Source organism: Stenotrophomonas sp. 71799_Sma (assembly GCF_056482505.1).
In genome coordinates, this window is sequence record NZ_CM151202.1 from 3685742 (window position 1) to 3710962 (window position 25221).

Annotated in this window: 17 protein-coding genes; 10 read left to right on the forward strand and 7 right to left on the reverse strand. The window is 68.0% G+C overall.

Features of this window, described 5'->3' with window-relative positions; translation table 11 throughout:
- Positions 1–8: 8 nt before the first annotated feature.
- The 3 genes from ACZK4Z_RS17140 to mrcB all read right to left on the reverse strand — a co-directional run bounded on the left by ACZK4Z_RS17140 (position 9) and on the right by mrcB (position 5610).
- A complete protein-coding gene (locus ACZK4Z_RS17140; RefSeq protein ID WP_125892802.1) occupies positions 9–2057 on the reverse strand; it encodes a DNA repair helicase YoaA in 2049 nt (682 codons plus the stop codon).
- 578 nt (positions 2058–2635) lie between these two features.
- The gene (locus ACZK4Z_RS17145) at positions 2636–3175 is read right to left on the reverse strand and encodes a hypothetical protein (RefSeq protein WP_180837845.1); all 540 of its coding nucleotides are present in this window, start codon (positions 3173–3175) and stop codon (positions 2636–2638) included.
- Positions 3172–5610, reverse strand: a complete 2439-nt coding sequence (gene mrcB, locus ACZK4Z_RS17150; RefSeq protein ID WP_032130201.1) for a penicillin-binding protein 1B — start codon at positions 5608–5610, stop codon at positions 3172–3174. The genes ACZK4Z_RS17145 and mrcB overlap by 4 nt, the downstream gene beginning before the upstream one ends.
- Positions 5611–5706: 96 nt before the next feature.
- On the opposite strand from mrcB, the gene ACZK4Z_RS17155 reads away from it, so the two are divergent.
- Positions 5707–7806: a glycosyltransferase gene (locus ACZK4Z_RS17155; RefSeq protein WP_180837844.1), complete on the forward strand. Its 2100-nt coding sequence runs from the start codon at positions 5707–5709 to the stop codon at positions 7804–7806.
- Here the strand turns inward: ACZK4Z_RS17155 and ACZK4Z_RS17160 are convergent.
- Together ACZK4Z_RS17160 and ACZK4Z_RS17165 are read right to left on the reverse strand one after the other, a co-directional pair.
- Positions 7803–9368 carry a hypothetical protein gene (locus tag ACZK4Z_RS17160; RefSeq protein WP_107431691.1) on the reverse strand — a complete coding sequence of 522 codons (1566 nt, stop codon included), beginning with the start codon at positions 9366–9368 and terminating at the stop codon, positions 7803–7805. The two genes, ACZK4Z_RS17155 and ACZK4Z_RS17160, sit on opposite strands and share 4 nt — an antisense overlap.
- A gap of 30 nt (positions 9369–9398) precedes the next feature.
- Positions 9399–11555, reverse strand: coding sequence for a RelA/SpoT family protein (locus tag ACZK4Z_RS17165; protein WP_125892796.1), 2157 nt, complete (start codon positions 11553–11555; stop codon positions 9399–9401).
- 130 nt (positions 11556–11685) lie between these two features.
- Between ACZK4Z_RS17165 and ACZK4Z_RS17170 the strand changes: the two genes are divergently transcribed.
- Positions 11686–12222, forward strand: coding sequence for a hypothetical protein (locus ACZK4Z_RS17170; protein ID WP_032130197.1), 537 nt, complete (start codon positions 11686–11688; stop codon positions 12220–12222).
- A 53-nt stretch (positions 12223–12275) separates the two neighbouring features.
- On the opposite strand, the gene hrpA is transcribed toward ACZK4Z_RS17170, so the two are convergent.
- Complete coding sequence (hrpA, locus tag ACZK4Z_RS17175; RefSeq protein ID WP_478450944.1) at positions 12276–16358, reverse strand: ATP-dependent RNA helicase HrpA; 4083 nt, start codon at positions 16356–16358, stop codon at positions 12276–12278.
- An 86-nt stretch (positions 16359–16444) separates the two neighbouring features.
- Between hrpA and ACZK4Z_RS17180 the strand changes: the two genes are divergently transcribed.
- The 6 genes from ACZK4Z_RS17180 (at position 16445) to ACZK4Z_RS17205 (ending at position 23299) form a co-directional block, all read left to right on the forward strand.
- The gene (locus tag ACZK4Z_RS17180; protein ID WP_006439098.1) at positions 16445–16993 is read left to right on the forward strand and encodes a Dps family protein; all 549 of its coding nucleotides are present in this window, start codon (positions 16445–16447) and stop codon (positions 16991–16993) included.
- Between the two features lie 528 nt (positions 16994–17521).
- Positions 17522–19327: a DNA helicase RecQ gene (recQ, locus tag ACZK4Z_RS17185; RefSeq protein WP_049463264.1), complete on the forward strand. Its 1806-nt coding sequence runs from the start codon at positions 17522–17524 to the stop codon at positions 19325–19327.
- 85 nt (positions 19328–19412) lie between these two features.
- Positions 19413–19796, forward strand: a complete 384-nt coding sequence (locus ACZK4Z_RS17190) for a CopL family metal-binding regulatory protein (protein ID WP_478450945.1) — start codon at positions 19413–19415, stop codon at positions 19794–19796.
- A 75-nt stretch (positions 19797–19871) separates the two neighbouring features.
- Complete coding sequence (locus ACZK4Z_RS17195) at positions 19872–21683, forward strand: copper resistance system multicopper oxidase (protein WP_125892788.1); 1812 nt, start codon at positions 19872–19874, stop codon at positions 21681–21683.
- Positions 21680–22705 carry a copper resistance protein B gene (locus ACZK4Z_RS17200; RefSeq protein WP_125892785.1) on the forward strand — a complete coding sequence of 342 codons (1026 nt, stop codon included), beginning with the start codon at positions 21680–21682 and terminating at the stop codon, positions 22703–22705. Before ACZK4Z_RS17195 ends, ACZK4Z_RS17200 begins: the two co-directional genes overlap by 4 nt.
- Before the next feature lie 81 nt (positions 22706–22786).
- The gene (locus ACZK4Z_RS17205) at positions 22787–23299 is read left to right on the forward strand and encodes a GNAT family N-acetyltransferase (RefSeq protein WP_032128517.1); all 513 of its coding nucleotides are present in this window, start codon (positions 22787–22789) and stop codon (positions 23297–23299) included.
- An 88-nt stretch (positions 23300–23387) separates the two neighbouring features.
- Here the strand turns inward: ACZK4Z_RS17205 and ACZK4Z_RS17210 are convergent, their stop codons facing one another.
- Positions 23388–23702, reverse strand: a complete 315-nt coding sequence (locus ACZK4Z_RS17210; RefSeq protein ID WP_032128518.1) for a TFIIB-type zinc ribbon-containing protein — start codon at positions 23700–23702, stop codon at positions 23388–23390.
- A gap of 149 nt (positions 23703–23851) precedes the next feature.
- On the opposite strand from ACZK4Z_RS17210, the gene ACZK4Z_RS17215 reads away from it, so the two are divergent.
- Both ACZK4Z_RS17215 and ACZK4Z_RS17220 read left to right on the forward strand, forming a co-directional pair.
- Entirely contained in the window at positions 23852–24619 is a 768-nt protein-coding gene (locus ACZK4Z_RS17215) for a CPBP family glutamic-type intramembrane protease (protein ID WP_478450946.1), read from the forward strand.
- 94 nt (positions 24620–24713) lie between these two features.
- Positions 24714–25139 carry a response regulator gene (locus tag ACZK4Z_RS17220; RefSeq protein ID WP_049400506.1) on the forward strand — a complete coding sequence of 142 codons (426 nt, stop codon included), beginning with the start codon at positions 24714–24716 and terminating at the stop codon, positions 25137–25139.
- Positions 25140–25221: the final 82 nt, after the last annotated feature.

Genomic DNA, 25221 nt, shown 5'->3' on the forward strand with positions numbered 1-25221 from the left:
GGATCGGGTCAGAACAAGGGGAACGTGGCACCGGGCGCCGGCTCGGGGCCGGTCGCAACAGCGACTGGGGCAGCCGCATCATCGGCCGCAGGCGACCATTGTGGCGTAAAGAAGGCCTGCACATCGGCCAGGCTGCGAGTACGCCGGAACGGCGGCAGCGAATCGAGGAAGACCCGGCCATAGCCACGGTTGAGCAGGCGCGGGTCACACAGTACCAGCACGCCACGGTCGCTCTCGCTGCGGATCAGGCGGCCGACACCCTGCTTCAATGCGATCACCGCCTGCGGCAACTGCTCGTCGCGGAAGGGATTGCCGCCCTGGCTGCGGATCGCCTCCAGCCGCGCCTCGTACACCGGATCGTCCGGCGCCGCGAACGGCAGCTTGTCGATCATCACCACGCTCAGCGCTTCGCCGACCACATCCACGCCCTCGCGGAAACTGGCCGAGCCGAGCAGCACGCCATTGCCGGATTCACGGAAGCGCTGCAGCAGCGTCGCGCGCGGTGCCTCGCCCTGCACGAACAGCGGCCATGGCCCGTCGCGCAATGCCTCGGCGGCCTCACGCAATGCACGGTGCGAGGCGAACAACAGGAAGGCCCTGCCCTGCGAGGCCTGCAACACCGGCCGCAAGGTCTGTATCAGCGCGGTGCCAAACCCGCGCGCCGCCGGATCGGGCAGGCCTTCGGGCAGGTAGCACAGCGCCTGCTCGGGCCAATTGAACGGGCTTGGCTGCACCAGCGTGTGCGGATCGTCCAGGCCCAGGCGGGTGGCGATGTGATCGAAACCACCGCCCACGGTCAGCGTTGCCGAAGTGAAGATCCACGCGGCACGGCTGCGCTCGCGATGCTCACGCAGCGGACCGGACACATCCATCGGCGTGCGCTGGCAACGGAAACCACGCGGCGTAAGCTCGTACCAGAGCACATCGGCCGCACTGCTCGCTTCCGACGGATCGGTGTCGAAATCGAGAGTGGGTTCGTCATCGCCCAGCCAGCGGCTGAGCCGCGAGACCGCCTCGCGCGCCCGCGCATGACAGGCATCCAGACCCGCCGCCGCTTCGCGCAGCGGCTGCAATGCCTGCTCCAGGGTCACCAACCCTGCCATCACCGTATCGAATCCGTCGCGCACCTGTGGCATCGCCAGCGCGCGCCATTGCGTGCCACGCGGCGGCAGTCCCTCCATCGCCGAACGCAGCGCCAGCAGCGCCTGCTGCAACTGGTCGACCGGTTCCTGCAGCGCCGACTGCGCGCCGCCGACACCGCGTGCTTCAGCCAGGCAATCGCGCCCGAGCTCCTGCCACGGGCGCATGCCAAAACCCTCGCCGAAGAACTGCGCGGCCAGTTCGGGCAACTGGTGCGCCTCGTCGATGACGAAGGCCTGGGCGCCCGGCAGCAGTTCACCGAAGCCATCCTGCTTCAGGGCCAGATCGGCCAGCAGCAGGTGATGGTTGACCACCACCACATCGGCAGCCTGTGCACGCTGCCGCGCACGCACCACGAAGCAGTCATCCCAGAACGGGCAATCGGTGCCCAGGCAGTTGTCGACGGTGGAGGTGACCATCGGCAGCAATGGGGAGTCGTCGGCCAGCCCGTCGAGCTCGGCGATGTCACCGAACTCCGAGCGACCGGACCAGGCCAGGATGCGCTGGAACTGCGCCGCCTGTTCAGGGCTGGAAAAACGCGGCTCGCCGCGCGCCTGCTGCAGGCGATAGCGGCACAGGTAGTTCGCACGCCCTTTCAGCAGCGCACTGCGCAGGCCGACCCCGAGTGCTTGACGCACCCGTGGCAGATCGCGGTGGTAGAGCTGGTCCTGCAGCGCGCGGGTGCCTGTGGAGATGATGGTGCGCAACCCGGACAGCAGCACCGGCACCAGATAGGCAAACGTCTTGCCGGTGCCGGTACCGGCCTCGGCCAGCAGCAGATCACGCTGCTGCAGCGCATCGGCGATGGCTTCGGTCAGGTGCAGCTGTGCCGGACGCGGGACGAATGCATCCAGGTGCGAGGCGAGCGCGCCGCCGTCGCTGAGGGCTTCGCGGCTGGCATGGACAAGGTCGGACATCAGAGGGAAAGGATACCCGGCCGGGCGCTGCCGGGCACCCGTTTCAAGCCAGAGCCAGAGCACCAGCAACGGCAACGGTGTTGTTCACGGCTCTGGGTTTCTGCGTGCAGGGTGGGGCGGGAGGGGCAGGCAGGACACGCCGTAAACCCATCCATGGGGGCTCGATGGCGCCATCCATGGCGCCAACGGTCCTGCCTGCCCCTCCCGTCCCACCCTCGACAGTTTCCCGGTGACGGATGCACGGGCGGTGTAGCGTCGAGCTTGCTCGACTGGGATTTCAGAAGCGGTGGGTGGAACAGGAAAGAAGAATGACGGCGAGTGCGCGCAGCGCGCGACCCGCTCTTGATCTGATTTTTTCTTTTCCGTGGCTGGACGCACACGGAAACTGCCAGGGGCCGGGCGGGTGGGCTGCGCAGGGGCGTGAGCCGCATGGATGCGGCGACCGAGCTTACACGGACGTACTTGCAGCGCCCCCTGCGCAGCTCACCCGCCCGGCCCACCTCGCCGACCCGCAGTCGAGCAAGCTCGACTCTACGCAGTATGCCCAGCCACGAGGGGCTGCGCCGTTGGCCGGAAACTCAGTACCGCTTGATCCCCGGCACGGTGCAGCCTTCCAGCTGCGCATGCGCCGACACCGCATTCTCCTTCTCGCCGCGCGCCAGACGCGACTGCTCGATCGTCGCCCAGTGCCGGCGGCACAGCGGCCCGGTCTTCGAGCCCAGATCCACCGCCTTGCGCGCGAACGTCTCAGCCTGTGCCCATTGGCCCTGCAGCAGCGCCAGCTCGGCACGCTCCTGCAACACCGCCGGGTCACCGGCCACGATTTCCAGCGCGTGGTCCAGGCTGCTGGCGGCACCGGCCAGGTCGTTGGCCTGGCGCTGCGTCTGTGCGGTCACCCGCAGGTCTTCCACCTGCGAATCACGCAGCGGCTGCACCGACAGCTCCTTGTCGTCCGGACCTGCGGCCGCATCCACCGCAGCCAGGCGCTGTGCCGGCGTAGTGGTATCAACCGGCGGCTTGGCCACCGGCGGTGCGCTGCTGACGCAGGCGGCCAGGGCCAGGCTGAGGCCGGTCAGGGCCAGGGGCTGCAGCATGGATCGCATGTTCATCGGCATCATCGGCTCGGAGGAGGAGTGGCGGCGGCGGGCGCCGCAGCAGGTTCAGCAGGCGGCTCAGGCTTGCGGTCCAGGCCGAACCAGCTACGCCAGCCACCGCCCTCGCCTTCGGCACCCTGCCCGTCCGGCGACACCGCCGGCGCACACGGTGCATAGGCCGGCGCGTAGCCCACCACGAACGGGAAACGACGCGCGCCCGGACAGCCTTCATCCGTGCTGTTGAGTCCGGTCGGCGCCACCGACTGCCAGTCCAGGCCCTTGTTGCTGACCCGCAGCGGCGCACTCGGCAGGCGCTGGAAGATGCCCGACCACACCCGCATCGCACCGGTGGCACCGTACAGGCCGGCCTGCTCGTTCTGGTCGTTGCCGATCCAGATCACCGCCAGATGATCGCCGGTGTAACCGGCGTACCAGCTGTCACGGCCATCGTTGGTGGTACCGGTCTTGCCGGCCGGCTGCAGGCGGCCGAGGCCATCGGCGTTGAGCCGCTGCGCGGTGCCGCTGGCAACCACCTGCTGCAGGCCGACACTGATCAGGTTGGCGGCAATCGAGTCGCCTTCCTGGGCCGGTGCCGGGGTCTTGTCGTAACGCTTGAGCAGCTTGCCCTGCGGATCGAGCACGCCACGCACCGCATGCAGCGGCTGGATTTCGCCACCGGACGCGAGGAACTGGTACAGCTGGGCCATCGCGTACGGGCTCTGGTCGGTCGAACCGAGAATCACCGCCGGATTCGCCTCGGCCTTGATGCCGGCCAGCACGTGGATCAGCTGGGTCACGCGCTCGGGGCCGACCTGCATGCCCACGCGCACCGTGGCCTGGTTGTAGGAATGCGCCAGCGCGTCGATCAGGCGCACGGTGCCGTGGCTGCGGTTGTCGGCATTGCCGGGATTCCAGTTGCGGCCGCGGCCGAGCTGCACGGTCACCGGTGAATCGTCGACCCAGCTGGCCAGCGAGTAGCGGTCCGGCTGCGCCAACGCGAGCAGGTACACGAACGGCTTCAGCAACGAGCCGACCGGGCGCTGTGCTTCGATCGCACGGTTGAAGCCGACTTCGGACACTTCACGGCTGCCGATTACCGCCAGCACGTCACCGTTGTGCACGTCGGTCAGCACCATGCCGGCCTGCAGTTCGGGGCGACGCTTGCTCTCCAGCGACTTGATGGTGCGGGTCACCGCGCCTTCGGCATAGGCCTGCGCGGACGGCGACATGCCGGTCATCACGCTCAGGCCGGCGCCCTGCAGGGCAGATTCCGGATAGTCGTGACCCAGTTGGCGGCGGACCAGATCGACATAGGCGGGGAAGCGGTTGGCGGCAACCAGGCCCGGCGTCTTGGGCACGCCCAGCGGGGCCTTCAACGCACGCTGGTACTCGGCGTCATCGATCAGCGTGGCTTCGTGCAGTTTGCCCAGCACGAAGTTGCGGCGATCCAGCGCGCGTTCCGGATTGCGCCGCGGGTCGTAGAAGGACGGGCCCTTGACCAGGCCGATCAGCAGCGCGATCTGCTCGGTCTCCAGCGACTGCAGGTCGCGACCGAACCAGAACTCGGCGCCAGAGGACATGCCATGGATCGCCTGGCTGCCACGCTGGCCCAGATACACCTGGTTGAGGTAGGCCTCGAAGATGGTGCGCTTGTCGTAGCGCGCTTCCATGATCAGCGCGTAGAGCACTTCGTTGAATTTGCGGGTAACCGTCTGCTCCTTGCCGATGCCAAGCAGGCCGCTGCGGGCCAGCTGCTGGGTCAGCGTAGAGGCGCCCTGACGGCTCTGGCCACCGGAGCGGATGGTTACCCACACCGCACGGGCGATGCCGGACAGGTCGATGCCGTGGTGGCGGTTGAAGTCCTTGTCCTCCACCGCCTGCAGGCCGGTCACCAGCAGGTCCGGCGCCTCGTCCATGCGGATCAGGCGGCGTTCTTCCTGCTTCTGGCCGTACAGGGTGGCGATGCGGGCCGGGTCCAACCGCGCGGCCTTCAAGGCCTTGCGGTTGTCGGCGTCGCGCAGCGAGGCGACCGCACCATCGGCCAGTGACAGCTCGAGCCGGCGCGGGGCAACCCGGCCATCGACGTCGTTGTAGCCGCGGCTGGAGATGACGAAGCGCCCGCCGTTCACCGCATAGGTGGCCGGCTCCTTGCCCTGGCCGTCATCGCGGTAGGCGGAGGCGGCCAGCTCGGTCTTCAGCGTGGACGCATCCATCGCCTTGCCGGGGGTGAGCACCAGCGGGCGCGCGTAGACGCGCGTCGGGATCTGCCAGCGCAGCTCGCCGAAACGCTGGGTCACCTGCTGGTTCAGGTACAGCGTATAGGGAATGAGGAAACCCAATCCCAACGCGACCGCAGCCATGCTCCAGGTGATCAGCCGGCGCCGCCACAGCGGGCCGTTGTCCTGCTGGTCGTCGTCGTCGAAATCGTCGATGTCGTCGGAATCGTAGCGTCGGGGCACGGGAATGCGAGAATGTAGGGTCTGGCGAGTCTACCCCAGCCGCTGCGGCTGGCGAATTCTCCCGGGTTCCCCTGCTTAAGCTGGAGTTGCAACCGGATGGCGATGTCCCTGGCCGAGATCCGATACCTGATCAACCGCCTCACGGGCCTGGCCCGCCGGAGCCTGGCCAGCCTGCGTACCCGTGGGTGGCGGGCGACCTGGCAGCGCATCCGCGTGCATACCCAGCGCGCCGTTCCCGCGCCGCGAACGCCGCTGTTCCTGCCGCCGGTACAGGATTTCGCCCCCTTCACGGTGCCGTTCAGCGAAACGCCGCAAGTGAGTATCGTCATCCCGGTCTACAACCACGTCGGCCATACCCTGGCCTGCCTGCGCGCCCTGGCGGCACATCCGCCGCTGGCGGCGTGCGAGATCCTGGTCGTGGATGACGGCAGCAGCGACGCCACCGTGCAGTGGATGCCGCAGGTCGCCGGACTGCGCTATGAGGTGCGCGAGCACAACGGCGGCTTCATCGAGGCCTGCAACGATGGCGTGTCGCGCGCACGCGGCCGCTATGTGGTGCTGCTCAACAACGATACGGTGCCACAGCCGGGCTGGCTGGATGCCCTGCTGGACACGTTCGCCAGCACGCCCGACGCCGGCCTGGTCGGCAGCCAGCTGCTGTACCCGGATGGCCGCCTGCAGGAATCAGGGGGTGTGATCTTCGCCAACGGCAGCGGCTGGAGCTACGGCCGTTTCGAGGCGGCGGACGACCCACGCTTTGCCAGCCTGCGCGACGTCGACTACTGCTCCGGCGCGGCGCTGATGCTGCCGCGCGCCCTCTGGCAGCAGCTGGGCGGCTTCGATACCCGTTACAAGCCGGCGTACTACGAGGACACCGACCTGGCCTTCCGCGTTCGCGCCCAGGGCCTGCGTGTGCTGGTGCAACCAGCCAGCCGGGTGATCCACGATGAAGGCACCAGCAACGGCACCGATACCGGCAGCGGGGTGAAGGCCTACCAGGTGCGCAACCAGGCCATCTTCGCCGCCCGCTGGGCCACCGAGCTGGCCCGCCATCCGGCGGTGGGCGAAGTGCCGTCACCCGCGCTGCTGCTGCGTGGCCGACGCCAGGTGTTGATCCTGGACGAGGAAGTACCCCAACCGGATCGCGATTCGGCGTCACTGCGCCAGGTGAACCTGATCCGCCTGCTGCTGCAGGGCGGCGCTCATGTGGTGTTTGTTCCCACCCGCCGCGAACATGGCGGTGCCGCCACCGAAGCACTGCAGCGGATGGGCGTGGAAGTCTGGTATGCGCCGTTCCTCGATGGCGTCGCCAGCTGGCTGCGAACGCACGGTGCGCGTTTCCACGTGGCGCTGCTGGTCCGCCACCATGTCGCCCACGAGTGCCTGCCGCTGCTGAAGCGCTATGCGCCGCAGGCCCGCACCGTGTTCGACACCGTGGACCTGCACTACCTGCGCGAACGTCGTGGTGCCGAAGTCGCCGGTGATGCCGGGTTGCTGCGCGCCGCCGAGCGTACCCGCGCCAGCGAGCTGGCGGTAATGGAGCAGTGCGACGTCACCGTGCTGGTCAGTGCCGCCGAGCGCGAGCAGCTGCAGGCCGACGCCCCTTCCGTGCAGGTGGAGCTGATCTCCAACCTGCACGACGTCGCCGGCGCCGGCAAGCCGTTCGAACAGCGCCATGATCTGGTGTTTGTCGGCGGCTTCCGCCATCCGCCGAACCTGGATGCCATGGAGTGGTTCATCGGCGAAGTCTTTGCCGGCATCCGCGCCCGCCTGCCCGAGGTACGCCTGCACTGCATCGGTGCCGCCACACCGGAATCGCTGCTGGCATTGGCCGCACGCCAGCCCGGCGTGCAGATGCACGGTTTCGTCGAGGACATCACGCCCTACATGGACGGCGCACGCATTTCCATCGCGCCGCTGCGTTTCGGCGCCGGCGTGAAGGGCAAGATCAACCTGAGCATGGCCCATGGCCAGCCGGTGGTGGGTACCACCTGCGCCGTGGAAGGAATGCACCTGCACCCGGGCCAGGACGTGCTGGTGGCGGATGATGCGGCGGGCTTCGCCGATGCGGTGGTCCGCCTGTACCAGGATCCGCAGCTGTGGCAGCAGTTGTCCGACGCCGGCCTGGCCAACATCGCAGAGCACTTCTCCCTCGACGCTGCCCGCGCGACCGTGCAGCGGGTGTTCTTCACCTAATCCGGGCGACCGCCGGCGCGGCGCAGGCGGTCTTCGAACGCCGGCAGCTCGGCCAGGTCCGGTTGCAGCAACCGGGCCTGTTCGGCGGCGTGTGCCGCGAAAGCCAGATCGCCGTTGCCGAGCCGTTCGCTGCCGATCGCCAGCCAGCGCTGGGCCAGGCGCAGGCGTGCCGAGGGAAGCCCGGCCGCGGTCGGCGACAGGGTCTGCCACGCCTGCAGGCAGGCACCTGCGGCCTGCACGCGATTCTGCCGCAGGTTGTCGTCGAAGCAGCGGCGACTGGCGGGCAGCAGCCGCGCTGCGGCAGCCTTCACCCGTGCATCGCGTGGCGCCAGTGACTGCGCTTCGCGCAACGCGTCGAACGCACTGTGCCCGGGGGGGCTGATCCATTGCCCGGCACGTTCGGCGCGCTCGATCCTGCGCAGGTGGTCGCGCAGTTGGCGCTCGCGCTGCGTGTTGCTGACCGCCGGCTGCTGCAGCGCCTTCTGCGCCTGTTGGGCGCGCTGCAGGCGTTGCGCGAGCTGCTGTTGCGCCGCCGGCGAAGCACCCAGTTCCGCTGCCAGTGCGGCATCGGCCTGCGCCGCTTCGAACTGGAAATCGTCGGCCTGCTTCTGGCTGCGTGCCAGCACCGCCTGCAAGGTCTGTTCGCGGCCGCGCTGGGCACTGGAATCATCAACCGCCACTGCCAGCACGGCGAGGAATCCCTTCGCTGCGGATTCCAGCTGCCGACGCTGCAAGGCGCGCTGGGCCTGGCGCAGGCGCTGGTCGACGGCCTGTGCCAATGCTTCCTGGCTGGCGGGCAGATCGGCGTGGCCGGCATCGAACTGGCGCGCACGCTGCAGTATCGCGGCTGCCTCGGCCAGCTCGCCGCGCCCGGCCAGGATGCGGGCCTGCTGCAGCAGATCGCTCAGTGCGTCCTCGCGACCTTCCAGCGCCGGCAGATTGTCCGGCTGCAGTACCAGGATGCGCTGGAACAGGGGCAGCGCGCTGCTGTCACCGTCGTCCAGCCGGCCCGCTGCAAAGGCGTTGCGCGCCTGCGCCAGCAGTGCACCGATGCCGGCGCCTGCGCTGCGCCGGGCCTGCAGCTGGCGTGCCACGGCGTCCGCATCGCCCTGCGGCACCTGCAGTTCCCGGGCCAGTGCCAGCGCCTGCGCGCTGCCTTCGAGGTCGTTGGCCTGCAGTTTTTCGCTGGCCTGCTGCAGGGCCGCGGCGCCGGTACGGGCCAGCCCCTCACGGGCCTGCGGACGATCACCATCCAGCGCCAGCACGGCCTGGTAGCGCTCACGCGCACCACTGCCATCGGCGGCACTCAGCCGCCCAGCCGCCAGTGCGCGATCGCCTTCGGCCAGCAACTGTTCAATCTGAGGCTCATCCCAGAACCAGTCGGCCAGCGGCTTGCGCAGCAGCACCAGCAGCACGAACACCGCCAGCGCCGCGACCAGCGCCCAGCGCCACACCCGGCGCGCGTGACGTGCCTGCAGCCACCACCAACGGCCTTCGCGGCGGACGCGGTCCAGCGCAGGATGTTCAGCGCCATGCGGGCGATGCGGAGGCTCGCGTTCCATGCGTGCAGGGTAGCCGGGGCAGCGTGAAGCTCAGCCGAGGCGACGCGCCTCGCTCACGCCGGGCAGCGCATCCAGCTTGCCCAGCAGGGTCGACAGCTGGCCGTAGTCGCTCACCTTCAGGCGCAGGCGCAGGTGGGCACGGCCACTGTTGCGCACGTTGTCACTGTGGATGTCGAGCACGTAGGCGTCTTCCTGGGCGATCAGGTTGGTGATGTCCTTCAGCAGCCAACGGCGGTCGACTGCAGTGACCACCACGTCCACTTCGTAGCCGCCACCGGCCTGGCCCCACTCCACCGGCAGGATGCGCTGCGGGCTGGTGGCTGCCAGCCGGGCCAGCGCGGCACAGTCTGCACGATGCACGGTGACACCCCGGCTACGGGTCAGGTAGCCGACGATCGGTTCACCGGCCACTGGCTGGCAGCAACGCGCCAGCTGCACCAGCAGGTTGCCCACGCCCTGCACGGTGAACTTGGACTTGCCCAGGTTCTCACGGCGCGCGGTCGGCCGCGGCAGGGCTGGCACGGGCGCCGGCTGGCTCGCTGCACGTTCGGCTTCCAGCAGGGTACGACTGACCTGGTTCGGGCCGGTGTCACCCAGCGCCACCTGGATGTAGAGGTCGTCAACGCTGTCGGCATGGAACTTCTTCGCCGCCACCGCCAGATCAGAATGCTGCAGGCCCAGACGCTTCAGCTCGCGCTCGAGCAGTTCGCGCCCGGCCTGCACGTTGCGCGCGCGGTCCAGCTTGTGGAACCAGCTGCGTACTTTTTCGCGCGAGCGGTTGCTGGCCAGGAAGCCGTTGGCCGGCATCAGCCAGTCGCGGCGCGGATCGGCCTCCTTGCCGGTCAGGATCTCGACGCGGTCGCCGCTGCGCAGGCGGTAGGTCAGCGGCACGATACGGCCATTGACCTTCGCACCACGGCAGCGGTGGCCCACCATCGTGTGCACCTGGTAGGCGAAATCGAGCGGTGTGGCGCCCTGCGGCAGGTCCAGCACCTCGTCCTTCGGGCTCAGTGCATAGACCCGGTCCTCGGTCAGCTCGGCATCGAGCGCCCCGGCCAGTTCATTGCCCTGCCCGTCCTGCGCCTGCTCCAGCAGCTGGCGCATCCAGGTGATCTTGCGGTCGAAGGACTTCTCCGCGCCCTTGCCGCCTTCCTTGTACTTCCAGTGCGCGGCCACGCCCAGCTCGGCCTGCGAATGCATCTCGTGGGTACGGATCTGCACTTCGATGGTGCGCCCTTCCGGGCCGACCACGGCGGTATGCAGCGAGCGATAGTCGTTGGCCTTGGGCCGGGCGATGTAGTCGTCGAACTCGCTGGGCACCGGCGCCCACAGTGCATGCACCACGCCCAGCGCGGCGTAGCAGGCGGCGACATCGTCGACCATGACGCGCACCGCACGGATGTCGTACAGCTGGTCGAACGCCAGCCGCTTCTTCTGCATCTTCCGCCAGATGCTGTAGATGTGCTTCGGGCGGCCACTGACCTCGGCCTTGATGCCCTGCGCGACCAGTTCGCGCGACAGCACCTTCTTGACGTTCTCGACGTAACGCTCGCGGGCGATGCGGGTTTCGTCCACCTCCCGCGCAATGCGCCGGTAGGTCTCCGGTTCCAGGTGGCGGAACGCCAGGTCCTCCAGCTCCCACTTCAACTGCCAGATGCCCAGGCGGTTGGCCAACGGCGCATGGATGTCGCGGGTCAGCTGCGCCAGCGCGCGGCGCTGCTCGTCGTCCAGCTTGTCGGCCGCGCGCATGCGCGCCAGCTGCCGCGCCAGCAGGATGGGCACCACGCGCAGGTCACGGATGATCGCCAGCAGCAGGCGGCGCAGGCCCTCGCTGTTGCGCCCGGCCTCACGGCCGGCATGCAGTGCCCAGACCGGATCGGCCGCATCCTGGCCATCCAGCAGGCCGATCACTGCGGCCTTGTGATTGCCCAGCGGCAGTTGCTCCAGGCTGGCGCGCAGGCCGGGCAGATCGAACAGCAGGGCCGCGACCACCGCGCCTTCGTCGGCCGAGAGCATCGCCAGTGCGTCGAGGGTGTCGCCCAGCACCGACCAGCTGGCGCGCATCTGATGGTCGCAGTCCGGTGCTTCCCAGTGCCCGCGCAGGGCCTGGCGCAGCGGAGCAGGCAGCACGGCTGCCGAGGGGCGGTTCAACAAGGCATCCAGGCCGGGGACGGAAGCGCGGTTCACAGCATCGAGCAGGCAAGACAGAGGCCCCTACACTAGCGCCGGCGCCGTTCAGGGACAATCACCGCGGCCACCATCACCCGGCATGAAGACATGCCGCTACACTCGCGGGCAAACCCAGGAGAGTCCCGACATGTCCTCGATCGTCCCGCGTTTCCGCCTACGGCTGCTGGCCTGTGCCGCACTGTTGCTGTCCTTGTCGGCGCCTGCGCTGGCCCAGCGCGTGGTGGAGGGTGACCTGCAGCAGCAGATGTCACCGGCCGAGTTCAAGGCGGCCGGCCTGGACAAGCTCAACGCGCAGGAACTGGCCACGCTGAACCGCTGGCTGCAGGGCAAGGTCGAAGCGGCCACCACCCAGGCGGTTGCGGCCGTACGGGAAACGGCGCGCGAGGAAGGCCGTCAGGAAGTGATCGTGAAGAATCGCGGCTTCTTCGATTTCGGCAGCAGCGAGCCGATCACCGGCGTGCTGCAGGGCGAGTTCCGCGGCTTCGGCAAAGGCCGCGTCTACGTGCTGGACAACGGCCAGGAATGGGAGCAGACCGATGCAAGCACCCTGGCCGGTGTGCGCAAGCAGTCCCCCGCCGTCAGCATCAAGCCCGGTGTGATGGGCGTGTGGTACCTGAAGGTCGACGGCGTGAACACCCAGCCGAAGGTGCGCCGAACCAAGTAACGCCGTGACGTTGCTGCAGAGCCGAGCGTGGGCTCGGCTCTGCAGCAACGACGTCACGCCTGGCGCAATGCGGTCACCCGCTGCGCCAGCTTCTTCGCCGAGATGCCGGTGCGCGCACCCAGCTCCTGCGCGAACAGTGACACCCGCAGCTCTTCCAGATCCCAGCGCAGCGCCTGCCATTGCGGGCGTTCGCGCAGTCCCTGCTGCTCCCCCGCTGCCAACGCCTCCAGGAACGGATGCAGTTCCAGCATGCGTGCCTGGTCACGTGGCGGATCACGCTTGGCACGCTCGGTACGCAGGATCATCGCCTTCAGATAGCGCGGGTACTGCGCCAGCGCGTCGGCCGGCGTGTCACGCAGGAAGCCGGGATGGATCAGCCCGACAAGCTGCGCTTCCATGTCGTCCAGATTGCCGCGCGCCCAACCCATCAACGGTGCTTCCAGCATCGGCTTCAGTTCCGCCACCAGCGCCAGGATGGTTTCGGCCAGCTTCAGCCGCGACATGGCCTCGCCGAACAGCGCCTTGGCCGCATGCTCACGACGCTGCTCGAAGGCTGCCGCATCGCGGATGTCTTCCAGCCCCTCGGCCAGCACCGCGTTCATCGCCGCATCGACCAGGTCACCACGCAGGCGCTCCTGCGACTCGATCGCCGCATACAACAGGCCGGTCTTGGCACCGACCGGCAGCTGCTTGCGCGCCTGCTTCACCTTCTCGGCCAGGGCAATCTCCAGCAGCCGGCGCACGCCCAGCGGATGGGCCTCCTGCGCCTGCTGGCGATCGGCGAAGATGCGCAGCGCCACGCTGTCGCCCTCGTCCAGCAGCGCCGGATAGGCCGGCACGCCCGCTTCACCGGGTACCTGCAGCGGAATCGGCGTGGCCGGGAACGTGCGCAGGCCATCGGCGGCCATCTCGCGCCCAGCGCGTGCAGCGAACGCATCGCCGGCACGACCACCGAATTTCGCGCGCAGTGCGTCCAGATCGCGCGAGGTCGCCAGCACCTTGCCCTGCTCGTCGCGCAGCCGCAGGTTCATGTGCAGGTGCGGTTCGATCGAACCAGGCTCGAAATCGAGCGCGGTCACCGTTGCGCCGGTCGCACGTGACAGGAAGCGCGCCAGTTCGCCGGTAATGGCATCGGCGCTGGGCTGCGGGAACGCCTCGTAGAACGCGCGGCCGAAGTCCGGTGCCGGCACGTAGTTGCGGCGCATCGCCTTGGGCAGGCTGCGGATCAGTGCCGAGGCCTTGTCGGCGACGAAACCCGGCGCCAGCCAGCCCAGTTGCACCGGGTCCAGTGCGTTGAGCAGGTGCAGCGGTACGTCCAGGGTCACGCCATCGTCGTCGGCACCCGGTTCGAAGCGGTAATGCAGTGGCAGGCGCGCCTGGCCCAGCGGCAGGTACTTCGGGTAACGCTCCTGTTCGCTGCCCTCACCCGGCAACAGATCGACCAGCGACCAGTGCAGGGTCTTGCGCTGTTCCGGCGCCAGCCCCTTCCACCAGGTATCCAGCCCCGCGGCCGAATGGATCTGCGGCGGCACCCTGTCCAGGTACCAGCGCGCCTGCCAGTCCTCGTCGGCGACGATGCCGGCGCGGCGCAGCTTGGCTTCTTCTTCGCGGGCGACCTCCAGCACTTTCTGGTTGTCGGCCACGAAGCTGGCGCGGGTGTTGATCTCGCCGGTCACCAGCGCCTGGCGCACGAAGATGTCATGTGCCTCGCCCGGCGCGATGCGGGCGTAGTGCACCGGCTTCTTCGGCGCCAGCACCAGGCCGAACAGGCTGATCTGCTCGGAGGCCAGCACCTGGCCCTGCGCGCGCGACCAGTGCGGGTCGAAGTGCTTGCGCAGCAGCAGGTGCGGCAGCTCGGCGATGACCCAGTCCGGCTCGATCGCCGCCAGGGTCATGCCCCACACCTTCTGCGTATCCAGCAGATTGGCCACCAGCAGCCACGGCGGCGGACGCTTGGACAGCGCCGAGCCCGGGAACGGCAGGAAGCGGCGCTGGCGCGGCGCCTGGAAGTCACCCTTCTCGGTGCGGTGGCCGATCTGCGTCGGCAGGCCCGCCACCAGCGCCCGATGCAGGGTCTGGTACGCAGCGGCACGCACGCGTTCGCTGAAACCGCCGCCCACCGGTGCCTGTTCCTTCTGCGCACGCACGCGCACTGGCGCCGGGGCCGCCTCGGCCTTGCCTTCGCGGGCCAGGCGCGCGGCACGGTGCAGCTGGCCACGGGTGGCCTTCACTGCAGCGGCGTCATCGCGCGCCGGAGCCGGTGCACTGCTGCCGGCCAGCAGCGGTGCCATCGAGGCCTCGTTGGCTTCTTCCTTCCAGCCCAGTTCCTCGCACAGCAGGCGCAGTTGGCGATGCAGCTCGCGCCACTCGCGCATGCGCAGGAAGCCAAGGAAGTGGCGGCCGCACCAGTCACGCAGCTTGGACTGGGTCAGGTCTTCATGGGCCTGCCGATAGGCATCCCACAGGCGCAGCACTCCGACAAACTCTGACCGCCCATCGGCGAACTGCGCATGCGCGCTGTCGGCCGCGCCACGCGCTTCCGGCGGGCGTTCGCGCGGGTCCTGGATGCCCAGGAACGAGGCGATCACCAGCATCGGCCGCAGGCAGCCGGCAGCCTGCGCGGCCACCAGCATGCGCGCCAGCTTCACGTCCACCGGCAGGCGTGCCATCTGCTTGCCGATGGTGGTCATGCGCCGCTCGGCGTCGATCGCGCCCAGTTCGGTCAGCTGCTGCCAGCCATCGGCCACCGCACGCTCGTCCGGCGCTTCCAGGAACGGGAACTCTTCGATGCGGCCCAGGCCCAGCTGCAGCATGCGCAGGATCACCCCGGCCAGGCTGGAGCGGCGGATTTCCGGATCGGTGAACTCGGGCCGCGCCTGGAAATCGGCCTCGGCGTACAGGCGGTAGCAGATACCCTCGGCGATACGGCCGCAGCGGCCCTTGCGCTGATTGGCGCTGGCCTGCGAGATCGGCTCGATGTGCAGACGGTCGAGCTTGTTGCGCGGACTGTAGCGCTTGACGCGGGCAAAGCCCGGATCGACCACGTAGCGGATGCGTGGCACCGTCAGCGAGGTTTCCGCCACATTCGTGGCCAGCACGATGCGGCGGTTCGGGCCGGGGTTGAACACCCGGTCCTGGTCCTGGTTGGACAGGCGCGCGTACAGCGGCAGCACCTCGGTATTGCGGTACTTGCGCCGTTCCAGCGACTGGTGCGCATCGCGGATCTCGCGCTCGCCCGGCAGGAAGATCAGCACGTCGCCGCGCGAATCCAGACGGGTGATTTCGTCGATGGCCGACACGATGGCGTCGTTGACGGTGCGCTCGCCCTCCTGCTCGCCCTCGCCTTCCAGCGCGCGATAGCGCACTTCCACCGGGTAGGTGCGGCCTTCGACGCTGATCACCGGCGCATTGTCGAAATGCTGGGCGAAGCGTTCGGTGTCGATGGTGGCCGAAGTGACGATCAGCTTCAGGTCCGGGCGCTTGCGCAGCAGCTGCTTCAGGTAGCCCAGCAGGAAGTCGATGTTGAGGCTGCGTTCGTGCGCCTCGTCGACGATGATCGTGTCGTAGTTCGACAACCAGCGGTCACTGGCGATTTCCGCCAGCAGGATGCCGTCGGTCATGAACTTGATGCGGCTGTCTTCGCTGACCTTGTCGTTGAAGCGCACCTGGTAGCCGACCAGCTGGCCCAGTTCGCTCTGCAGTTCCTGCGCCACGCGGCTGGCCACCGCACGTGCAGCAATCCGTCGCGGCTGGGTGCAGCCGATCATGCCGGCCTGGCCACGGCCTGCGGCCAGGCACAGTTTCGGCAGCTGGGTGGTCTTGCCCGAGCCGGTTTCACCAGCGATCACCACGACCTGGTGGTCGCGGATCAGCCCGATGATGGCGTCGGCTTCACGCGCAATCGGCAGCTGCGGGTCCAGAGTAATGGACGGCTGCTGCTGCGCCCGTGTCATCCGGCGCTGCACCGACGCCTGCAAGGCCTGCTCGAAAGTGGCGGCCAGTGCCGCATCCTGTGGCTTGGCCTGGCAACGCGAGAGCATCCCCAGCAAACGGCCCCGGTCGCGGCTCATGGCGCCGTCGATGGCGGCGCGCTGCTGGCGCAGGCGGGGCGATGGATTTTTATCGATAGAGTTCATCAATCGGTTCGTTCAAAACTTTGAAAGCGACCAGTCATCACGACCGGTTTATTGTGAAGGCCAACGATTCCACAAGGAGGAACCCCATGGCGAAGACCAAGAGCACGACCAAGGCCAAGACCGGCAAGCAGAAGCTTGCAGCGGCGGCACCGTCGGCGCCGAACATCGATATCGGGATCACCCAGGGCGACCGCAAGAAGATCGCCGACGGTCTGTCGCGTTTCCAGGCCGATGCGTTCACGCTCTACCTGAAAACGCACAACTTCCACTGGAACGTGACCGGGTCGATGTTCAACTCGCTGCACACCATGTTCGAGACGCAGTACACCGAGCAGTGGGCGGCACTGGACGACGTGGCCGAGCGCATCCGCGCGCTGGGCTTCAATGCCCCGGGCTCCTACCGGGAATTCGCTGCGCTGACCTCGATCGCCGAGGAACCGGGCCTGACCGACAGTGCGGACTGGCGTGAAATGGTACGCCAGTTGGTGGTCGCCAACGAAGCGGTCTGCCGTACGGCACGTGAAGTGCTGGACGTGGCGGCCAAGGGTGACGACGCCCCGACCGAGGATCTGATGACCCAGCGCCTGCAGACCCACGAGAAGTACGCCTGGATGCTGCGCTCGCTGCTGCAGTAAGGGTTGGGGGTGTTCGGCAGGGCTGCGCCCTGCACCCGCAGAGGCCTTGAAGCCAAGGCCAGAGCCAGAGCAGAAGCTGGCTATCTGTGGGTTGGCGGGGTGGGTCCGGTTGCGGGGGACGCCGTAAATCCATCCATGGCGCTCACGCCCCGCAACCGGACACCCCCCGCCTTCGACAGTTTTCTGCGATCTGCCGGAACAGCGTCCGCTCTGGTAGGTGTCGACCTTGGTCGACACGGATGAATTCAGTCGATATCTGACAGATGTGTCGACCAAGGTCGACACCTACCAACAGCCGCGTGAACCTGTCGAGGGCGAGGCGGTGTCGGATTGCGGGGTGTCAGCCGCATGGATGCGGCTGCCAAGCCTACACGGACGTACTTGCGGCGTCCCCGCAATCCCACACCGCCCCGCCAACCCACGGATCACCCCAGAGCCGGCTGTTGCCTTTGACGTTGCTCTGGCTTGAAGGCTTCTGCAGGTGCAGGGCGCAGCCCTGCCGAACCCCCGCCGGGGTAAACTAGCCGGATGGCTTCCCGTCCCGCGCACGACCTGCTCCAACGCGTCTTTGGTTACGACGATTTCCGTGGTCCCCAGCAGGACATCGTGGAGCATGTGGCTGCCGGTCATGATGCCCTGGTGCTGATGCCCACCGGCGGAGGCAAGTCGCTCTGCTACCAGGTGCCGGCCCTGCTGCGTGACGGTTGTGGCATCGTCATCTCGCCGCTGATCGCGCTGATGCAGGATCAGGTCGAAGCCCTGCGCCAGCTCGGCGTGCGTGCCGAGTACCTGAATTCCACCCTGGATGCCGAGACCGCCGGGCGCGTCGAGCGCGAACTGCTCGCCGGCGAGCTGGACATGCTCTATGTCGCTCCCGAGCGGCTGCTGACCGGCCGCTTCCTGTCACTGCTGTCGCGCAGCCAGATCGCCCTGTTCGCCATCGACGAAGCACACTGCGTGTCGCAGTGGGGCCATGATTTCCGCCCCGAGTACCGCCAGCTGACCGTGCTGCACGAGCGTTGGCCACAGATCCCGCGGATCGCGCTCACCGCCACCGCCGATCCGCCGACCCAGCGCGAGATCGCCGAGCGCCTCGATCTGCAGGAAGCACGCCACTTCGTCAGCTCCTTCGATCGCCCCAACATCCGCTACACCGTGGTGCAGAAGGACAACGCCCGCAAGCAGCTGACCGATTTCCTGCGCGGCCACCGCGGCGAGGCCGGCATCGTCTACTGCATGTCGCGGCGCAAGGTCGAAGAGACCGCCGAATTCCTCTGCGGCCAGGGCTTCAACGCCCTGCCCTACCATGCCGGCCTGCCACCGGAAGTACGCGCCAGCAACCAGCGCCGCTTCCTGCGCGAGGACGGCATCGTGATGTGCGCCACCATCGCCTTCGGCATGGGCATCGACAAGCCGGACGTGCGCTTCGTCGCGCATACCGACCTGCCCAAGTCGATGGAAGGCTACTACCAGGAAACCGGCCGCGCCGGCCGTGATGGCGAGGCCGCCGAGGCCTGGCTGTGCTACGGCCTGGGCGACGTCGTGCTGCTCAAGCAGATGATCGAGCAGTCCGAAGCCGGCGAAGAGCGCAAGCAGTTGGAGCGGTCCAAGCTGGACCACCTGCTGGGCTACTGCGAGTCGATGCAGTGCCGCCGCCAGGTGCTGCTGGCCGGTTTCGGCGAGACCTATCCCCAGCCCTGCGGCAACTGCGACAACTGCCTGACACCGCCCGCCTCCTGGGACGCGACCATCCCGGCGCAGAAGGCGCTGAGCTGTGTCTATCGCAGCGGCCAGCGTTTCGGCGTCGGCCACCTGATCGATGTCCTGCGCGGCAGCGAGAACGAAAAGGTGAAGCAGCAGGGCCACGACAAGCTCAGCACCTACGCGATCGGCCGCGACCTCGACGCGCGCACCTGGCGCAGCGTGTTCCGCCAGCTGGTCGCCGCCAGCCTGCTGGAAGTGGACAGCGAGGGCCACGGTGGCCTGCGCCTGACCGATGCAAGCCGCGACGTGCTGACCGGCCGCCGCCAGATCAGCATGCGCCGCGACCCGGCCAGCAGCACCAGCGGGCGCGAGCGCAGCGCGCAGCGCACCGGCCTGTCGGTGCTGCCGCAGGATCTGGCGCTGTTCAACGCGCTGCGCGGCCTGCGTGCCGAACTGGCCCGCGAACAGAACGTGCCGGCCTTCGTGATCTTCCACGACAGCACTCTGCGCAACATCGCCGAACAGCGCCCGACCAGCCTGGACGAACTGGCCCGGGTCGGCGGCATCGGCGGCACCAAGCTGAGCCGTTACGGCCCGCGCCTGGTCGAGATCGTGCGCGAAGAAGGGTAGCGGCTCTACATTGGTGCTGCTCCAACCTTGAACCGGCCATTCAGCCGGAAGTGCATCCGCGCCCGCTTGCAGCTAGATTAGCGCCATGTCCCTGGCCTCGACCCTGCTCCGTGTCGTGCTCATGCTCAGCCTGTTGCTCAACGGGCTGAACGCGGCCATGGCCAGCGGTCACGAGGAAATGGGCCGGATGGCCCACGCCGCTGCCGCTGCCGTTGATGGCGGCACCGCCGACTGCCACCACCACGCCGGCATGCAGGCCGACGAGGCTCCGCAGGCCAAGGCCCCGCCCCACGACGCCCACTGCCAGATCAAGGACTGCGTGCGCAGCTGTGCCCAGCACCCGCTGCTGGTAGTGCTGCCGTTGCCGGTCATGGCCGGCCCGGCATTGTCGCTGGCCCCGCAGCCGATGCCGGCCAATGGCCGCCCGGCGCCGCCGCTGCCGCCGATCTCGCGTCCTCCCATCGGCTGATTCCACACGCATCGTGCGCCCTGCGCACCGCAGCCGGCCGCCTGCCGGCGTCTTTACGTGTCTGGAGTCACCATCATGAATACCCGCATTCCCCCCGGTCCGGGCGCTGTGCCCATGCCGTCGCGCCGCCTGTTCGTGCAGGGCCTGGCCGCCGGCGGCGTGGTTGCCGGCATCGCCGCTGTCGGCGTGCCGCAGCGCGCGCTCGCCGCCGCCACGGCCGCCCCACGGCTGGCCGGCGCCCCCGCCGTGCTCAGCGACACCCGCATCGAACTGGCCATCGGCGAATCGCTCGCCAATTTCACCGGCCGCACCCGCCCGGCGATCACCGTCAACGGCTCGCTGCCGGCACCGATCCTGCGCTGGCGCGAAGGCCAGACCGTCGACCTGTTCGTGCGCAACACGCTGGAACGCCACCCGACCTCGATCCACTGGCACGGCATCCTGCTGCCCGCCAACATGGACGGCGTGCCCGGCCTGAGCTTCAACGGCATCGGCCCCGGCGAGACCTACCACTACCACTTCGAGCTGAAGCAGTCGGGCACCTACTGGTACCACAGCCACTCCATGTTCCAGGAGCAGGCTGGTCTGTACGGCGCGCTGATCATCGACCCGGCCGAACCGGCGCCGTACCACCACGACCGCGAGCACGTGATCATGCTGTCGGACTGGACCGACATGGACCCGGGCGCGCTGTTCCGCCGCATGAAGAAGCTGGCGGCCTACGACAATTACTACATGCGCACGCTGCCGGACTTCCTGCGCGACGCGAAACGCGACGGCTGGTCGGCGGCGCTGTCCGACCGTGGCATGTGGGGCCGGATGCGGATGACGCCCACCGATATCTCCGACATCAACGCGCACACCTATACCTACCTGATGAACGGCACCGCCCCGGCCGGCAACTGGACCGGCCTGTTCCGCAGCGGCGAGAAGGTGCTGCTGCGCTTCATCAATGGCGGGTCGATGACCTACTTCGACGTACGCATTCCTGGCCTGAAGATGACCGTGGTCGCTGCCGACGGCCAGTACATCCACCCGGTGAGCATCGATGAGTTCCGCATCGCCCCGGCCGAAACCTACGATGTGATCGTCGAACCGAGCGGCCAGGACGCCTTCACCATCTTCTGCCAGGACATGGGCCGCACCGGCTACGCCGCCGGAACACTGGCGGTTCGCCATGGCCTGCAGGCACCGATTCCCGCGCGCGACCCACGTCCGTTGCTGACGATGAGCGACATGGGTCACGACATGGGCAGTGGTGGCCACGGCGGTCACGACATGGCCGCGATGAAGAGCATGGAAGGCGGCTGCGGCGCCAGCATGGGCCACGGCGCGCACGGCGGCGGCGATGCCGCCAGCAAGGCACCGAAGCACCCTGCCAGCGAACGCAACAACCCGCTGGTGGACATGCAGAGCTCGGCCTCCGAACCGAAGCTGGACGACCCCGGCATCGGCCTGCGCGATAACGGCCGCCAGGTGCTGACCTACGGTGCGATGCGCAGCCTGTTCGAAGACCCGGATGGCCGCGAGCCGAACCGCGAGATCGAGCTGCACCTGACCGGACACATGGAGAAGTTCTCCTGGTCGTTCGATGGCATCCCATTCGCCAGCGCCGAACCACTGCGGCTGAACTACGGCGAGCGCATGCGCATCGTGCTGGTCAACGACACCATGATGCAGCACCCGATCCATCTGCACGGCGTGTGGAGCGATCTGGAAAACGCACAGGGCGAGTTCCAGCTGCGCAAGCACACCATCGACATGCCGCCGGGCACCCGCCGCAGCTATCGCGTGCGCGCCGATGCACTCGGCCGCTGGGCCTACCACTGCCATCTGCTGTACCACATGGAAGCGGGCATGATGCGCGAAGTGAGGATCGAAGAATGAGCCGCTCACTGCTTTCCCCCAGCCTGCTGGCCCTGGGCCTGACCGCTGCAATGCCGGTGTTCGCGCAGTCGCACGCTGGTCATGACATGGCCGCGATGGATCCGCCCGCGAAGACCGTGAAGGCACCGGTCGAACCTGTCGATCATTCGAAGATGGATCATTCGAAGATGGATTCGGGCGCGATGGACCACTCAGCCATGGATCACTCGAAGATGGAGCATGGCGCGAGGCAGCCGGCGACGATGGACCATTCCACGATGGATCATTCCACGATGGACCACGCCGCGATGGGCCACGGATCGCCTGCACCGACCGAACCGCGCGAACCCATCCCGGTGCCGACCGACGCCGACCGCGCCGCTGCCTTCCCGCCCATCGCCCACGGTGCGATGGAGCATGCGCCGGAGATCAACAGCCTGCTGCTGATCGACCGTCTGGAACATTGGGATGGCAAGAGCAGCAATGGTCAGGCCTGGGAAGCGACCGGTTGGATCGGCGGCAACATCAACCGCCTGTGGCTGCGCACCGATGGCGAACGCAGCCGTGGCCGCACGGAATCGTCGTCACTGGAAGCACTGTATGGCCGCAGCGTGTCGCCATGGTGGGACGTGCTGGTCGGCGTGCGCCAGGACTTCCGCCCGGCCGACTCGCGCACATGGGCGGCCGTCGGCATCCAGGGCCTGGCGCCGTACAAGTTCGAGAGCTCGGCCACGCTGTACATGGGCTCCGGCGGCCAGGTGCTGGCCAAGGCCGAGGTCGAGTACGACGTGCTGCTGACCAACCGCCTGATTCTGCAGCCGCTGCTGGAAGCCACCGTCGCGGCCAAGGACGAAAAGGAGTACGGCATCGGCCGTGGCCTGAACAAGGTCGAAGCCGGGCTGCGACTGCGCTATGAGTTCAGCCGCCGCTTCGCGCCCTACATCGGCATCAGCCACGAACGCACGTTTGGTGACACCGCCGACTACGCCGGTGACCACGCACGCGACACACGCTGGGTGGCCGGCGTGCGCATGTGGTTCTGAGCAGCAGTTCGTGAGCAATGGCCAGCCCCGGCAGCCGCCGGGGCCGGCTACACTGCGCCACGTTCCAATGCAGGCACCGCTATGTCGTTGCAGATCCGCCGCGCCACCCTTGCCGACGTCGACGCGCTGTCGGCCATCGCGATTGCCACCTACAACGAAACCTGGGGCGATTCCTATCCGCCGCAGGAGCTGCACGATTTCCTGCAGGCGCACTACAGCAGCGAGCCGCAGCGCATCGAACTGTCCGATCCACGCAGTGCCATCTGGCTGTTGATGGACGGTGACGCCGTGGTCGGCTATCTGGCCGCCGGTGCCAACACCCTGCCGCACACGGATGCACGCGACGGCGACATCGAACTGAAGCGGTTCTACATCCTGGCCGCACACCAGAACGGCGGCCATGGTGCACGCATGATGGACGCGTTCATGGCCTGGCTGGACCAGCCGCAGCGCCGCACCCTGTGGGTGGGCGTGTGGGAAGAGAATTTCGGCGCACAGCGCTTCTATGCGCGTTACGGCTGCAGCAAGGTTGGCGAGTACGACTTCATCGTCGGCGACACCCACGACCGCGAGTTCATCCTGCGGCGGCCGTGATCACGCGCTCCATGTAGAGTCGAGCCATGCTCGACTGCACCTAACCTGTAGAGTCGAGCATGGCTCGACTCTAAAAAGCGCGAAGCGCCTAGAAGTCGAACAGCTCCGACAGGAAGCTGTCCTTCTTCTTTTTCTTGTATCCGTGGCCCCGATTGTCCTCGTAGCGCTGGCCCAAGTGGCGGGTATCACGGTGCATCACCGGCGGCGGAGAGGATGCCGGATGCTGCTGTACAGGCGCGGGCGGCGGCACGGCCGCACCGGCACCGGCACCGGCACGCTCGATGATCTTGTCCAGTTCACCACGATCCAACCACACGCCCCGGCAGCCGGGGCAATAGTCGATCTCGATGCCATGGCGTTCGGCCATCTGCAGGGTCTGGGTCTTGCACACGGGGCACAGCATCGGCATTGCTCCTGTCGGTCCTGCATCGACTGTACCTGTGCGGTGATGACTGTGCGGCAACGCATGACCGATGGCACAGGGACTTCCGACGCGTGCCGATGCGGCGGCAGTCGCACACACTGGGCCCCTGTTCCGCAGGGAGTGCGTACATGACCGCGTTGTCCCGCCTGCCCACCGCCGCGCGCCTGCTGCTGGTCCTGCTGGGCGTTGGCCTGGGCCTGAATCTGCGCGATATCGCTGCGGCCGCAGGGACTCCGATTCCCGCCCTGCCCATACCCTACGGCGGCAGCCTGCTGGACAACGCGCTGGCGGTGCTGGTGGCACTACTGCTGGCCACGCTGCTGCGGCCCCGTGGCATGGGCCTGCTGGGCAGCCTCGGGCTGCGCGGGAATGGTTGGGGCGGCCCGATGTGGGTGTTGCTGGCCAGCCTGCCGTGCTGGCTGGGCCTGGCGATGCTCGGCACCCCGAACACCGCGCTGACCGCGCTGGACGCCACGATGCTGGCCGTGCTGTTCCCACTGGCCGAGGAAGTGCTGTTCCGCGGCCTGGGCTTCGTGCTGCTGGTGAAGATCGTGCGTGGTCCGTGGCCGCTGCTCGCGCTGCCGCAGGCGCTGCTGTTCGGCATGGTGCACTGGCTGAGCTTCGGTGGGTTCGACGGTGGCGGCATCGCGTTGTTCGTCGGCGCGGTGATCGCCCTCGGCGGCTTCATCTTCGCCTGGCTCGACCACCTCGACGGTGACACCCTGTGGTGCGGCCTGGTCCTGCACGTTTCGATGAACCTGGCCTGGAATGTGTTCAGCCTTGACGACGCCGTCGCGCTCGGCTGGCAGGCCACCAGCCTGCGCATCGGCACGGCCCTGCTGGCGGTGCTGGTGCTGGCCTGGTACGTGCGCCGCCAACGGCGCGGACAGCTGTAACGCCCACTTAGCTTGCCGTGCACGCCGGGCTCACTACCGGCTTGCGCATACTTGCGCGCCTTTCGCTCCCCCTGTTGTCCGGAGTTGCCGCGTCATGTTGCTGTCCAAGCGCTTTGTGGAACCGCGCGTCCTGCTGATCGAGGACGCCGAGGAAACCCAGGAACTCAGTCGCCTCGCCCTGGAAAGCCAGGCCTGCCAGGTCACCGCTGTCAGCAGCGCCGAGGCCGCGCTGGGCCTGCTCAACGCCGGTGAACCGTTCGACCTGCTGTTCACCGACGTCTGCCTGGGCGGCATCAGCGGCATCGAAACCGCCAACCGCGTGCGCGAGCACCTGCCGCAGCTGCCGATCCTGGTCACCTCCGGCATGGACCAGCACCGCGTGCTGCCGCAGCTGCGCGCCGGCATCCACTTCCTGCCCAAGCCTTACAGCATGAGCGAGCTGCTCGATGCCATCCGGCTGTGCTTCCGGCACGCAGCGGATGCCACGCTGATACCGCCGCCGCAGGCCAGCGCGGCCTGAGGCAATCATCCACGCCTGGCGTGGATCTACTGATTCCGTTTCTCTTCGGCATGGATCCGCGTCAACACCACCGGTAGATCCA